The sequence below is a fragment of the Novipirellula caenicola genome (assembly GCF_039545035.1).
Taxonomy (GTDB): domain Bacteria; phylum Planctomycetota; class Planctomycetia; order Pirellulales; family Pirellulaceae; genus Novipirellula; species Novipirellula caenicola.
Genome location: NZ_BAABRO010000010.1, coordinates 137,238 through 151,802, shown reverse-complemented (window position 1 = coordinate 151,802; position 14,565 = coordinate 137,238). Strand labels below are relative to the sequence as shown.

Here is a 14,565-nt window from a genome sequence, read left to right as displayed (position 1 = left end):
AAAGCGAAGTGGTCAAAATCGAAGCGGCGTGAGCGATACACAATGACGGTCATCCGTTAGACTGTGGCACATGATTTTACATATCGACATGGACGCGTTTTACGCGTCGGTGGAACAACACGATAACCCCTCGCTTCGTGGCAAGCCGATCGTGGTCGGTGGCAGTGCCACGGGCCGGGGTGTGGTGGCGGCTGCCAGTTACGAGGCACGTCGATTTGGCGTTTTCAGTGCGATGCCAATGAAAACGGCACTCGAACGTTGCCGACATCTCGTCGTTGTGCCCGTTCGCATGGAAGTGTATGCAGGAATCTCGCGACAAATCCGCGAAATCTTTCACCGCTACACCCCCGTCGTGGAACCGCTGTCACTTGATGAAGCCTTTTTGGATGTCACGGGATGCCAAGCACTTTTTGGTTCCGCTGTCGAGATTGGGCAGCAGATCCAGCAGGCGATCCTCGGTGAATTAGGGCTGAACGCGTCCGTCGGCGTTGCACCGAACAAATTTATCGCCAAGGTCGCCAGTGGTCATGCCAAACCGCGGGGCTTTACCGTCGTCGAATCCGATAAGGTCCATGACTTTCTAGATCCGCTGTCGATCGACAAAATTTGGGGCGTCGGCAAGCGAGCCGAGGCACGTTTGGGGCAGCTCGGTATCTATCGTGTTTCGGATCTGCGTCATGCCGATTTCGACCAGTTGACGCGAACGATGGGGCCAAGCTCGGCCAACCACTTGTACGCACTGGCTTGGGGGCGAGATGATCGCGCCGTGGTTCCCGACCGCGAGGCGAAGTCGATCTCGCACGAGACCACGTTCCATGCCGATGTCGTCGACAACGAAGTGTTGCAGGCGATCCTGTTGCGGTTGACCGAACAAGTGGCACGGCGACTGCGTCGCCATGGCCGCTACTGCAGCACGGTCACTTTGAAATTGCGATTCAGCGATTTCAAGACGCTCTCTCGGTCCGCGACGCTCACATCGCCGAGTAATTCGACCAACATGCTGTGGGAAACGGTTCGCGATGCCTTGTTCACCCGAATTCGGATCGATCAACCGGTGCGGCTTGTCGGGATGGGGGTTAGCTCGCTCGCGAATTCTCGGACTCGCCAACTTGATTTGTTTGATGACAACGATCGGCGTGACTCGCAAGTCGATCAGGCTACCGATTCTATCCTCGATCGCTTCGGCAGAAACGCAATCCGCCGCGGCACGACGCTCGAGTCGTAATCGAGCGTGGTTGATCCCCCCGTGATTCGATCGATGAATTTGCGATTTGTGTAGAAAACGCATCGACCGGCGGACCAGTTGATTCGCGGGAGGCCCCCCAGGTGAAAGTCGACCTCGACCTCGGCGTCGGCCTCGCAAAATGGAACCGCCAGAATGGGCCCTTTAATGGGCTCGTCCAAACGGGACCGCCAAGACGAAGCGTGCAAACGATCGCTCGCGTCGCCTTGCCGATCCTTGATATTTCAGATTAAGCAACGCCGAAACTAAGGTTTCTCGGTTTTGGCTCTTTCTTGAGCAGCTTGAATGTCTCTTTGCTGTTGGATTTGAAACTCCGCAAGCTCATCAGGGGTTGCCGTAATCTGACCTTCAGCGGACCCCGTGCATCCTGCTGCGGTGAACGTCATCGGAACGACCAAGCACACTAGACTGAGCGAAATTTGACGCAACATCGTTTTGAATTCCGTTGGATAAATGAATCTCAACGCCGCCACATTGAGAATGGGATAGGAAGGGACGCCTGCGACCATATGGCCGCAGGCGTCCGATGGACTAATCTGTACTGCGAGTTCCTAGAACTCAGGTGCGACCGTTTCACGATTTGCACGTGTTCCAAGGGCTCCCCAAATACCGTAGGGGCTTACCGATCCCGGAGTGCGAACTCCGGTTTCACCAAGATTGACACCAGGCTGATCGCTGTTGCCGGCGTCGATCGAATCGGTGATGAATTTCACGGCACCATCAGCAAGCAACACGTGGCAACCGCCTTGGTGACGACTCGACGTCGGCAGGCAAGCGGGATACCCCGAAACGTTGGTTCGCATACAGACTTCGCTGTTTGGCGACAAAATGGTTGTATGCGCGGTCATCTGGATGTGAGCACTCGCCCACTGGAAACCACGCTGTTCGGAATCGGCAAGCGGAGTTCCGGTCAACCAGAATCCTGGCCGATTGGGATCGACGTGTTGCCGACACATCTTGACTCCGTCCTCGAATTCTTCGGTCGTTCCCGCCGATGAAGCGATGACTTGCGTGCGGATGTCGCGATCACCTAAATCAGTGGCGATTTCGCCCATCATTACGGTGTTGGACAATCCATCAAGGATGTCTCGGAATGCCGTCGTCATTTGAGGCGTAAAGACGCCGCGGAGATGAGCACGTGCTGATTCGGCACGAGCGGGTTCGACCTTATTGAACACCGAGGACCATTTGTTGCCGAGGAATTGCTCGGAACTGACGGTGTCGCCAATGCAGGCGGCATAGTTCGTACGGGCCAGCGCTGGCAAACCGGATCCAGGATCACTTGGGCATCGCAGCATTGGCAACTCGGTAACCCAGGGGGCATAAGCCGCTTGCTCTGGAGTCGGTCCCATCGCATTCCAAAGTGGTGAAATGCCGTACCCGCTGGTGGCTCCGTCGGCTCGACCTTGTAACGGATTGCTGATTTGATCCCACAACGCTTGGCCTTCGAAAAAGGGCAACAAGCCGACGAAGATACTCAGCTGGGAATTGTTGCCGGATTGATAGGTCGACGTCGCGGCACCTGGCTTCTCAGTTCCCGAACCATGCCTGGGCAATTTGTTGTAGGTCGAGTGGTAGTTATGGATGGCCAGCCCAATTTGTTTGAAATTGTTACTGCAACTCATGCGACGTGCCGCCTCGCGTGCCGCCTGAACCGCAGGCAGCAGCAGCCCGACCAATACGCCGATGATGGCAATGACAACGAGCAGTTCGACGAGCGTAAACGCGTCCCTTTGTCGGGAAACTCTCTTCATTTGAATACTCCGAATTCGATTCTGTACATACAGGATAGGAGGAGCTGAATTCGTCTAACTCCGCCTCCATTGATTCCCTCTACGCGGGAATCGTGGAAATTTCCCTCAAAACACCGCCGAACATTTTGAGTTTTGGTAGCTACAAGCTCCCGGCGCCGGGGGGCGATCCCCGCAGCGCCATGGATGGTGAGATTCGATTAGGAAGGAATCTTCCCAACCGATGCAATGCCGTTGGCATTGGTTATTCTGTGTTGCCTAACCGCAACACGAGGTTCGACGGCACGCCATCGACCATCCGCTGTTTAAGGTCTTCGAGATGAGTCGTGTAAACGTCACGCGGTTGGCATGATGCTTCCTTGCAAATTGCCGCCGCCATACCAACGACTTCGCCCATCATGCCGGTGGTCCGTTGGACTCGCACCGTGCCTAACGCAACATGAGTCACGCTGATGTTCCGTCCTGCCATAAACAAATTGTTGACATTGCGTGAGTACAGGCAGCGATAGGGGATGGGATAGGGGGTGATCTTGAGCGTTTTGGCCGTTGACTGAAACGCCTCGCAAGCGCACATCGGTTTTGAGGGGTAATGCAGATCGATCGTCCAAGTCGTTGTAACGCTGGCGTCGTCGAATTCTTTGCCTGAAACGATGTCTTGTTGCTTCAGCACCACGTCGCCCATCAAACGTCTCGATTCGCGTTTGCCACCGATGTAAGCAACCCACTGCAATTGACGATTGGCGAATCGCTCTTTGAATTTCGGTGAATTCTTCAGCACGCTCCAGTTGCCAAAGACGACTCGTAGCCCGTAGTCACGAATCCGCTCGATCTCTTCGACCTGATCCCGGTTGGCACCGGTTTCCCAGTCCCAATCGCCCTTGATCGTATCAACGCATGTCGTTTCGTCGAATTGAACAGCCCACGTGCATTCGGGGAACGAGGTCGAGGATGCCGTGGTCCGCGAATTCCACTGGACCGATGTCCCCATCACCAATTCGTCGGCGACCTCCGGTGCAAGTGACTCTTGTGTTTCTTCCTTGGATTCACGTCCTTGGCGGAAGTCAGCATTTGCCATCGCTCCGAGGCTGCCATCGCCGGTGCAATCGGCAAACAACCGTCCGGTGAACCACATGCGTTCGCCGGTTCGTATGTCTTGCCCGACTACGGCGGTGACAAGGTCGCCATCCATCTCGACGCCATTGACATGGGTGTTCAAGAACAGTGTCAAATTCGACTCTGCGTTGACCGCGTCTAGCTTTTTGTCATCTTCGTAATTGGATTTGGGTCCCGCATTGTGAATCTTCTTTTCAGGGAAACGTTCGGTCATTTGCAACATTTCCTGAGCTCGAGGCCAAGACGGATGCTCGGTAGCATCCCATAGCGTCCAGTGTCCCACCGGACTGATTTCATCCACCAAGTTGCCCAGATTGGGGTAAGGTTTTTGTCGGATCAGCCCAGATAAACCGACACGCACTTCGGAACTATTGTTGCCACCGAGCACCGGCCGATCTTGGATCAACGCAACGCGGCAATCGGCGCGGGCTGCACTGATGGCCGAACAAATGCCTGCGATCCCGCCTCCGACAACCACCAAGTCGTAATCGCCAGCTTCACGAGGTCTGTCGTTATGGCCGAGCACGTTCTGACGAAAAGCCGTCAGTTCATCCATTGTTTTTGGCGGGACAAAAGCGGCTTCGTTCGTCAGCAAAATTGCATCACAGCGGCCGTTAAAACCCGTCAAATCGTGGAGAGTCAAGGTGCTCTTGGGGCTCGTCAGTTGCACCTTCCCGCCGTCTTGCCAATGCCAATCGCTTTGCTCGGTACCAAAGGTTGGATCCAATGCTTGTCCGTTAATTTGCAACTGGAACTTACCTGGGTATCCCGTCGCTTGCATGGAGGCAATGGTGTCGGTTGTCTTCCATGGCCCCGACCAATCGCGTGTCCGTACCCAGACTTGGTATTCACCCGGTTGCGATACGTTAAGTTGTGTGGTCGCGTCATCAACAGGGGTGCCCAATCCGTGCGCCATCAGATAAGGAGATCCCATTTGGTCCATCGATTGTTGATCGATAACCCATCCGCCTCGGTTGGAAAAACTCTCCGCTTCCACCAAAATCGTTTCGCCAAACGACGGCGTACTCGTGCTTACCAGGGCCAATGCCAAAACCGCGAGCCATGTCCGATTCGCAAGAACTGCTAAGACACGTGAATATCGTAGAAGCAACGATCCAGTGCAGCGTGTATTCATTGGGGTGAAGTCTTATTTTAGATGTGTAGTTTTGGTTGCTAGGCAGACCGACTGAGATGACTTAGCAGAACGTCGTTGCTAATCTGAGCTGACACAATGGTGCAACGGGGTGCACCTTCATTGAAGCGAGGGTTGGATGAATCATTGACATCAGCCACCGCCGCCAAAATCGAAGGTGCATCTCCGGTAAACCATTGGGACTTTCATGGCCCCTGATCGCTGTGTACCTAGATCGAAAATCGGACCGTGATTCGGATGGAATCACGGTCGCACTATCGAAAGAGTTTACCTGACACATCTAGTCGCGTCTTCAAAAACGCTTGCCAATACTGGGCGTTTATGTGCGCTGACAGTGCTCTATGGAGTATCTCAGTGCAGTAATATGCGGATTGTGATACGTTGTTTGCATGTTTTGGAGCCGAATCCCGCTCTAAATGCGTTCACGGGGACCCGAATACACCGTACGGCCGCTGCTGGACGCAGAATCGTTTGGGGGAGGAAACGAGATTTGAGATTTCCAGGCGATCCCAGTCCCTTTTCCATTGCCATGGAAACTCAAAAGCGGGTTGGCTTGATGCCGATTGAGCCGGTTGATTGCATCATGCAGTCGGGTTTGGGGGGCGATGCTGCGGTGGATGGGTAACGGGTCGTCGATGCACTCGGGCCATCCTTCCTCTTCAAACACGCAAAGGATGGTTTCTTGATTCCGTGCAGGAACGCGGAAGCGTTTCACCACGGTCGAGGCCAATCGAAGCTCTCGGGCGGCGGCGTCCCAACAAGGTTTGACGTTGCAAAGGACCGACTTGGAAGGCAATCGATCGCGTCCACTCTCGGACCTATTCTCATGCACCGCAAACGCCTCCTCAAAACTTGCCGCAAACCAGTGGTCTCGGTCAGCCTTCGTTGACGATGAACATTCATTCAAAAACCGCTCGACAAACGCCGCGCCTCGTTCGGTCAACATCACGCACGTCGTCGGGGCGAAGTTGTACCCTTCGCTGAGTTGGAAACGACGATGTGGATCGCCGCGAACCGATGTTTCTATACCGTGGGCCAAGAAGTCTTTAGCGACCAACCAACGCAGATCGTTGATGGTTAGCCCCGATGAGCAAATCAAATCGATCTCCAATGCAAAGTCCCACAACTCGTCCTGCACGTTCAACGCGTAGCGATACGCCTGCAACAACAAGTGGTAACCGGTGCTTGCCGCGTGATCAGTACGCGGCAAATTGACCGCAACATCCATTGCGAATTCGTTGTCAGCGGGCATTGAAACTCTCCATCGGTCCAAGAGTCAGCTAGTCACCCCCCGGCGGAGTCGGCTGCATCGTGTTTAACCAATCGATATCGATGCGTCAAACGTGCACCATAGCGCGAATACTGTTTTGCTTTGATCCCCATCGATGCCGTGTCCTCCACGCCGCTGCTCGGTGCGATTGCATGCACTCGCGTTGCTTCCTCGTCTGATACTTTGTCTTTTGTTTTCCGTAACGGCGTTGAGCAAGAAATATGGTGATAACACACGTTTGCCAGGTACATTGCCTTGCTTTCATTCGGAAGCCGGTAAGCTAGATGCGAAGTGGGGTTCGGTTACTGAAAACGCATTTCGGACGGTGTTGCTGACATGAACCTCAACGCCTTCTTGCCAGGGATTCACGCGAATTTCATGTTGCTGGCGTTCGCTGACGCGAAGGTCACGTCGGATATCTCTTGAGATAGAAATGCGAATCCGAGGCATTGTGTTGCACCCAAGCGATGCACCGGGGGTGCGCATTGGTTCACTTGAGGGTTGCGCGCCACCGCATCAACACTCGATTGACACTTGAGGGTGGTTCGATGCTTGAAACAATTTCGGGGATGATCCAAATGTCGGATCAACCATCGCACGAAGGGGTGACTCTTCACGATGGCAGGCTCCCCTTTCCGCACTGCAATTGGAGATCTCTATCATGTCACCTTCTATCTCGCGACGCATATTTTTAGCACGGTCGGGTGCAATCGCTGGCGCAGCGTCATTGATGCCGATGATGAGTCAAGTGGCTCAGGCCGCGACGTTAAACGATGATTTATTTGGGCAATCGTACAATCAGCTCAAATCGAAGGCGTTCCCCGGTAATCTGCAACTGTATGCGTCTCCGATTGATGCCCATTTCGATCCGGTTCCAATGGGCCAGATCTCGCCCGCGGCAAACCAGGTCGTGAGCATCATGCCGATGTGGTCACCCGTAGGAACCTACGACGCACAAGCAGCATCGTTCTTTGATGCCTATCGTCAAGTGTTAACGCATGTGACTTGGAAGGTGAGTCCGGAACAACAAAACGATCTTCGACAATTGCAGGATCAAGTCATCAAGGCTCAGCGCGCCGTGAGCCAAGTAAATTCGGACATGAATCAGGCATACGTTTTCGCCAAGAATCAAGGGGGAGCCATTTTTGCGGCCAAGTACCCCACGATCACGGATTGGCTGAACAGCCCCGCTGGGAAATCATGGGACGATCAATTGGATCAAGCGGCGAAAACCCAAACCGCGGCTCAAAATGCCTATCAGAGTTTGGTCCGCAGCTACCAACCCAAATCGTTACAGGAAGCTCAGGAAGCGGCCAAGCTGCCAACTGGCAACCCGGTTAACGATCCGGCGCCGCGGGGGTGGGCAAAGGTTGCCGATGGCGCTGGCAATCTGCAATGGACTCCCGACTACACGATCGGTAACGCGTCCGAGTGGCGTGATTCGTTGGCCAATGGAACGAAGGGCCAATTCAGTTTGACGCTGGGTGCGAACCAAGGCAACTCGTCAACCTCCAGCAGTTGGGCTGGCGGTAGCGCCAGCTACGGCACCCCGTTTTGGGGTGTGGAATCGAGTGGTTCGTGGTCGGAATTTGACCTTGCCCAGAACGACAAATCAGTCGAGGTGACGATCACCGCACAGAGCTCGACCGTTGTGCCGGTGACTCCAGGGGCGTGGTACGACGGTGGATTTATCAGCAATCTTGCCAAAGCCCAACAAGGTTCCGATGGCCAGGGATGGGTAATTACCAGTCCTTGGGTTTCCAAGGGGCCTGAAAACGCTCTGTTTGGTAAGAACGGATTGCTGTCGACACAGGTGGCAGGACTCGCCGTGGTCTACAAACCAGGCTTCAAAATCAGCATGTCCGAAAATACCTTCCAACAGCACAAGGATCAGTTCAGCGCGAGCGGCGGTATTCGAATCGGATGTTTCCGTTTCGGTGGCAGCGGCGGACATAGCAACGAGTGGACGCGTAGCACCAACGGTTCGACAGAATTTTCCGGACAAAGCACTTCGACGGATCCGTTGATTGTCGGCGTCATGGTGGCGTTCCCTGGCATGGGCACTGCCTAAAGCCAACGTATCGCGATGCAAGGCCTGGGCGTGCATCCGCAATAGGTGGACGAAACGTTTTGGGCCTCGGGAATCCGAGGCCCAGACTCGCACATGAGACGCTGCAACGTGCCTGCAGTTGGCAAATGGCTTGCCGCACGCATCCCCACGCTGGGGCGATCGTTTCACAAGTCAACGAGACGAAAAAAAGGGCCATTATGCCGCCGCGACAAGTTCTAAGTGCGTTGCTCTGTTTGATCAGCCTCCAGTGCGGAGTGCTTGCTGCGCAAAAACCCCATGAAAAAGATACGTCAAGCGAACTCAAGCGGGATCTTTCAGCCATGGACGCCTCACCCATTTTGTCGGCGATGATGCGATCTGCAAAGGATCCCCTCAAATCAGCCGCGTTTTCGGCTCATGCTGCCGAGATGCTTGATCCCACAGCAGCTCCCATCATCCAACCGATGTTGGCCGCTACTCCCTGGGATTGGCAAATTACGGTTCCTGGGGAGATTTCGTCGGGGCAATATCAATTCTGCGATTTGATGCCCGCATCAAGGTCGGCGGAAACCCCTTATATCCCGGGCGATAGTTTTACGAATAATTACGTCACGTTCTTGAAGCTCATCAGCAGCTCGGATCCAATGATTCAGACGGAGATTGATGCGGCACGACACGCCGTCCAAACGCCGCCGGGATCTCCGGTCGACTCGGGCAATCCGCCTGACGGATGGACAAAGGTCCGCGACGCATCGCTTCGCTTGCAGTGGCGAATGATTTGGGCGGTGTCTTCGATGCCAAATGATTGGACCGCTTCGACAACCGACGATCTCGGGGTGAAATTTTTATTCGCCAACAATCAAAACTCCGAAGTCAAGCAATCGCTGCTTGTTGGCCCTTATCAATTGCAAGCCAAGTTACCGGATAACAACACGATTACGCTCGGCGATGAGCAACTGCAAAGTTTTTCCATTGACTTTGAGTCCGCTGGATGGGTTGAGATCGATCCCGGGGCATGGTTCAAATCGGGGCTTGTGAGGTTGGCCCAGCATCGCAAGCTAGAGTTTCAACCAGGGTATGACCATGCCTTCTTCTTTGGCCGACAGGGACTGATTGCACAACGCAAGGTCGGCTTTTTGATAGGCAGCAATCCAACGATGAGCTGGACTTCGCAAGACCCTGCGAACACCAAGATCGAAGCGGCATCGTCGGTGTCCGGTGGCGGCATCACCTTGGAAAAGAAGGGTGACAATTTCGTCAAAATCGAAACGAGAAACGGAGTGACGCAGTATTCCGTCAAACCCGTCGAAACTTCGCTGTACATCATTGGGGTGGTTGTTGGGCGAATGTAGCGGAGACGCCGCTGTCCGCTCAATGACTTCTTGGGAACGTTCGTGTCCGGATAGCGGATGCCCGATGCCTGCTGCGTCGACACGAAACGGATGGTTTTATAGCGGAGCGGCGCGAGCCGCCCGGTCAATGTCGAACGTTTTACTCGCTGCAACTGAACGGCTTGCGTCGCACCGCGATCCAAAGTAGATAGCATGGGGCTTGCGCTGCGAGCGTCACGCAGAGTAGGTGACAGTGAACCGTTCCCGTGATCGGATTCGCTAGGGCAAATGGCCGTTGGCTTGCAACTGCTCGCAGCGAGCTAAGGGGTTGCGTAACGAGCGGACAATCGCTTCGGCATCGCACTTGGAACGTAACGCACTCCGGTTCCGCGATCACCTTGGGGATGGTAGTGCGGGCTGTGTTTGGTCGATTGTGGTTGATAATTGGGGCTGCCGCTTTGTTCTTGCCACCATGCCAACCATTTTGCGTTCAGTTCGCCGACCAGTTCTGGTTTTTCTACGGCCAAATCGGTTGTTTCCAGCGGATCGGTTTGATTGTCCAGTAATTGCCAACCGGCACCATCAACTTCGGCCAACGTCCATCGGTCGGTGCGAATCGCACGGTTGTCCATGTACTGGAAATAAAGCGGTTGTTCTCGCTGCCAGGCACGGTCCTGCAGCAGCGGCAGAAACGATTCGCCGGCAGCGCTCGGCGCATCGTTGCCAATCAAATCGAGCAGCGTTGGCAACACATCGACCACATGCACGGGGCGTGAATCGATGCGACCCGCCGTCCCCGTGTGTCCTGGCCACCAAGCGACTGCACCGGTTGTTACTCCTCCAGCGTGCTGGCCAATCTTGTACATCCGCCACGGTGTGACGCTGGCGTAAGCCCAACCGGTGCCGAGTTGCCAATTGGATCCGCGGTCTCCTGGCAAACGATCGCTTTGTAACATCGCATCATCCAAGACCGAAAACGAATCGCTGCCATTATCGCTAAGGAACAGCACCAACGTGTTCTCCCCGAAACCGCTGGATCGAACCGCATCCATGACCCGACCGATTCCGTGATCCATTCGCTCGACCATGGCAGCAAACACCGACATTCGCAGGTCTTCCAGGTCACGTTGTTCTTCGCTCAGCGAATTCCAGTCCGGCAGATTCTGCGGGTACGCTGGCAGGACGGCGTCGTCCGCGATCAGTCCAAGTTCCTTTTGTCGTTCGAACCGTGCTTCCCGCACGGCCTGCCAACCGGCGGCATACCTGCCTCGGTACTTCATGATGTCTTCACGTGGTGCTTGCAGCGGGTTGTGTGGCGATTGGTAACTCAAACACAAAAAGAAGGGAGCGGCAGGTTGTTGTTTGGCTGCGTCATGGATGAATTTGATTGCCCGGTCGCTCAGTGCATCGCTGCTGTAAAAGTCATCGCCAAAATCGCGAAACGGTTTGCGATCGATCCGATAACTGGGGGCTCCCGCGAAATGGTCGGCAAACCCGGTCAAGAAACCAAAAAAGTGATCAAAACCATGATCCATCGGATGACCATCAAGATGCCATTTTCCGATCAGCGCCGATCGATACCCCGAGTCATGGAGTTGTTCGGGCAAGAGATCCAATTCGTTGAAGGCCGGCAACGCCGCCGGCCACCACTGGCCACTAAACATCATCGCTCGCGACACCACGCACATGCCACCGTTGTAGAAATGAGTGAGGCGAACGCCTTCGTGGGCAAGTTGATCAATGTTAGGAGTTGCAATTTCACCTCCGAAACACCCGGGATCCGAGTACCCCATGTCATCGGCAACCATCAACACGATGTTAGGACGGTTTGCTGCGTTGACGTCGGCGGATATGGCAATGCCAAAGAGAAGTAAGATCGCCGGTACTCGGAGGTCATATGCGCGGAAGCGTCGCAGGAAAGTAAATGTATGCATGTTGAGGACGTGCAGTGGATGCGAATGGGATAATCGTGTTGTGCGGACGACGTCGCGCGAGTGGGATTCACCAAACAATGCGATCGCTCGAACGATGTCGTTTACCGAAATTGCTCTGCGGCGTAGGCGTGTCATCATAACCAGGCACACGGACATTGTGGCACGAAGCCGACGCCCCTACATCGCCACGGTCAGCCCGGTGGCCCAGGCCACCACGAGCAATGCGATGGCGATGACGCCAGCCGAGTATTGCACGAACCGATTGGCCAACCATCGATTGGGGACTCGGCTACCGATCCAACCGATCAACATTCCGGCAAAGAAACCGGTGACATGGGCAAGCACATCGGTCCGTTCGCCACCAACGCCGGTGAACGCGAACAACAGAATTCCGCCGATCAGCGGACTCCATCGTTTGAATGGTTTTTCTTGCGACGCGGCCCAGCGGCGAAGCCCGTGAGAAACGATCATGCCAAGTGCGGCGAACACGGCCGTCGAGGCCCCGATCGAAGTATGCGCTGCGGGCTGGGCCCAGGCGTTCATGCCATTGCCCATGCCGCCAGCGATCACGATTCCCAACCAGGCCACCCCGCCCCCCAATGATCGGCCGGCCAGCAAACCAAAGACAGTTCCAAACAACAGATTGCCCATCAGGTGGGCAGCGTCCAGATGCAGGGTCAGGGCCGTGAGCATCCGCCACCACTGGCCGCCAACGACGCTGCCCGCGTGCATTCGTCCCGCTTGGAACCATTCCAGTCCGAATGTCGATTTGGCTGCTAAAACGGCCACCAGCATCAGGACGCAGGAATAAACGAAAACCGCCACCGTGGCCCCTTCGTAAACCGGATCGGACGTGGTCACGCGAGCGGTTCGATCGTTGTTTTCGGCGCGATAGGCTTCCAATTCGGCGATCGCGGCGTCCCGATTTTGCGGGGCAACGACCAGAAGCCATGCGCCATCGCGAGAAACGGCCTCGGCAGCGAACCCAGCAGCCATCAGCACGAGCCGTGCCTCGAAACACTCGTTCGATCGACTGGTTCGGAGCACAATTGCTTCACCGGGCGGCTGATTTTCCATCTTCCCATCTTCGCTGCGGTGCGTTGATTTAGCAATCCGCCCCCATTCGCATCACTTGAACCTTCGTCCGGTAGCTGTATATCGCTTGCAGGTGGTGTTGGGGCTTCGGGGGCGAGTCCGCCGCCGCAACGTCCGGCTGAGAGGGATTGGTGCAACCTGATCATCGCGGAAAACCAGCGGGGGTCACGGTGCCACCTGAGGCAGAACGGCTGCTGTTGAAAGGGGGCGTCCTAGATACAATAGGTGCGATACGACCGCTGCGTCGACACAAAACGACCCGTACTACGCTTGGTCGGTGTGGGGTTGCTGCAATGTGGCCGCCTCGGGCCGATGCGATAATATAGCGGTCGTATCAACGTTTCCAGCTTATTTCCCTGTCTTAAACGGGTCCAAATTCGATCCCCGGTTGATCTTTTGCGTCCATCAACGATAGTCAACACTTTCGAATTGAATCCGATTCCAACCTGACGACGCGATGACCGAGAAAACCCAAACGCCTGCCACCGACGATCTCCGCATCAACGAGATCAAGCAGTTGATGCCGCCCAAAGAGTTGATGGCAGAGATCCCGGTCGAAGCCGATGTGGCTGAAACCGTTTCCAGCGCTCGGGCGGGGATCCAGCGAGTGCTTCGCGAAGAAGATGACCGGTTGGTCGTCGTCGTTGGCCCCTGTTCGATCCACGATCCGGAGGCCGCGATCGAGTACGCCCAAAATCTGGCGGTCGAACAACAAAAGCATCAAGACAACCTGTTGATCGTGATGCGAGTCTATTTTGAGAAACCGCGTACCACTGTGGGCTGGAAAGGGTTGATCAATGACCCCGGTTTGGATGATAGCTTCGAGATCAACCGTGGACTGCGAACCGCTCGTGGTTTGCTGCGTGACATCAACGCGATGGGGCTGCCGACCGGTACCGAATTTTTGGACCTGATCAGTCCCCAATACATCGCGGACCTCGTCGGTTGGGGAGCCATTGGGGCTCGCACGACCGAGAGCCAGGGGCATCGTGAACTCGCATCCGGGTTGTCGTGCCCAGTCGGCTTTAAAAATGGAACCAGCGGCAACGTGCAAATTGCCGTCGATGCAATCTGCTCGGCGTCGCGTCCGCACCATTTCTTGTCCGTCACCAAAGAAGGCACGTCGGCGATCTTCGCCACGTCCGGCAACAGCGATTGTCACGTCATCATGCGAGGCGGGATTCACACTAACTATGACGCCGCCAGCATCGATGCCGCGTCGGATTTGTTGAAAAAAGCAAATTTGACGCCACGGATCATGATCGATACCAGCCACGCAAACAGTCGCAAAAAATACACACGTCAACGCTACGTGTGCCGAGACATCTGCAGCCAAGTGGGCGATGGTGACCACCGCATCATGGGCGTGATGATCGAGAGCAATTTGGTCGAAGGCAACCAGAGCCTCAGCGATGGGAACCTGGTCCGAGGCAAGAGCATCACCGACGCCTGTATCGGTTGGGACGAAACCGTGGCCATCCTGCAAGACCTCAGTGATGCGGTCGAGTCACGCCGCGGCAAGTAATTTTGGAATGCCGAGGGCACGAAAACGTCTAGGTTGGAGCGAAGGTTCAATGCCATCTACCTTGACGCTGTCTGGGCCGCATTTGTAGCGGTGCGCCGCA

9 protein-coding genes are annotated in these 14,565 nt (G+C 55.3%); 4 read left to right on the top strand and 5 right to left on the bottom strand.

Features of this window, described 5'->3' with window-relative positions; all coding sequences use genetic code 11:
• Positions 1-70: 70 nt before the first annotated feature.
• Positions 71-1,225 carry a DNA polymerase IV gene (dinB, locus tag ABEA92_RS18815; RefSeq protein WP_345685396.1) on the top strand — a complete coding sequence of 385 codons (1,155 nt, stop codon included), beginning with the start codon at positions 71-73 and terminating at the stop codon, positions 1,223-1,225.
• A 569-nt stretch (positions 1,226-1,794) separates the two neighbouring features.
• Here the strand turns inward: dinB and ABEA92_RS18810 are convergent.
• The 3 genes from ABEA92_RS18810 to ABEA92_RS18800 form a co-directional block, all read right to left on the bottom strand.
• Positions 1,795-2,997 carry a DUF1559 family PulG-like putative transporter gene (locus ABEA92_RS18810; RefSeq protein WP_345685395.1) on the bottom strand — a complete coding sequence of 401 codons (1,203 nt, stop codon included), beginning with the start codon at positions 2,995-2,997 and terminating at the stop codon, positions 1,795-1,797.
• Between the two features lie 241 nt (positions 2,998-3,238).
• A complete protein-coding gene (locus ABEA92_RS18805) occupies positions 3,239-5,242 on the bottom strand; it encodes an FAD-dependent oxidoreductase (protein WP_345685394.1) in 2,004 nt (667 codons plus the stop codon).
• Positions 5,243-5,672: 430 nt separating this feature from the next.
• Positions 5,673-6,512, bottom strand: coding sequence for a hypothetical protein (locus ABEA92_RS18800; protein WP_345685393.1), 840 nt, complete (start codon positions 6,510-6,512; stop codon positions 5,673-5,675).
• Between the two features lie 679 nt (positions 6,513-7,191).
• Here ABEA92_RS18800 and ABEA92_RS18795 point away from each other — a divergent pair.
• Both ABEA92_RS18795 and ABEA92_RS18790 read left to right on the top strand, forming a co-directional pair.
• Positions 7,192-8,601 (top strand): hypothetical protein, encoded by a 1,410-nt coding sequence (locus tag ABEA92_RS18795; protein ID WP_345685392.1) that lies wholly within the window; start codon positions 7,192-7,194, stop codon positions 8,599-8,601.
• Positions 8,602-8,921: 320 nt separating this feature from the next.
• Positions 8,922-9,932: a hypothetical protein gene (locus ABEA92_RS18790; protein ID WP_345685391.1), complete on the top strand. Its 1,011-nt coding sequence runs from the start codon at positions 8,922-8,924 to the stop codon at positions 9,930-9,932.
• A gap of 299 nt (positions 9,933-10,231) precedes the next feature.
• On the opposite strand, the gene ABEA92_RS18785 is transcribed toward ABEA92_RS18790, so the two are convergent.
• Complete coding sequence (locus ABEA92_RS18785; RefSeq protein WP_345685390.1) at positions 10,232-11,845, bottom strand: arylsulfatase; 1,614 nt, start codon at positions 11,843-11,845, stop codon at positions 10,232-10,234.
• A 177-nt stretch (positions 11,846-12,022) separates the two neighbouring features.
• Positions 12,023-12,841 carry a rhomboid family intramembrane serine protease gene (locus ABEA92_RS18780; RefSeq protein ID WP_345685389.1) on the bottom strand — a complete coding sequence of 273 codons (819 nt, stop codon included), beginning with the start codon at positions 12,839-12,841 and terminating at the stop codon, positions 12,023-12,025.
• 556 nt (positions 12,842-13,397) lie between these two features.
• On the opposite strand from ABEA92_RS18780, the gene ABEA92_RS18775 reads away from it, so the two are divergent.
• Positions 13,398-14,465, top strand: a complete 1,068-nt coding sequence (locus tag ABEA92_RS18775) for a 3-deoxy-7-phosphoheptulonate synthase (RefSeq protein WP_345685388.1) — start codon at positions 13,398-13,400, stop codon at positions 14,463-14,465.
• Positions 14,466-14,565 lie beyond the last annotated feature (100 nt).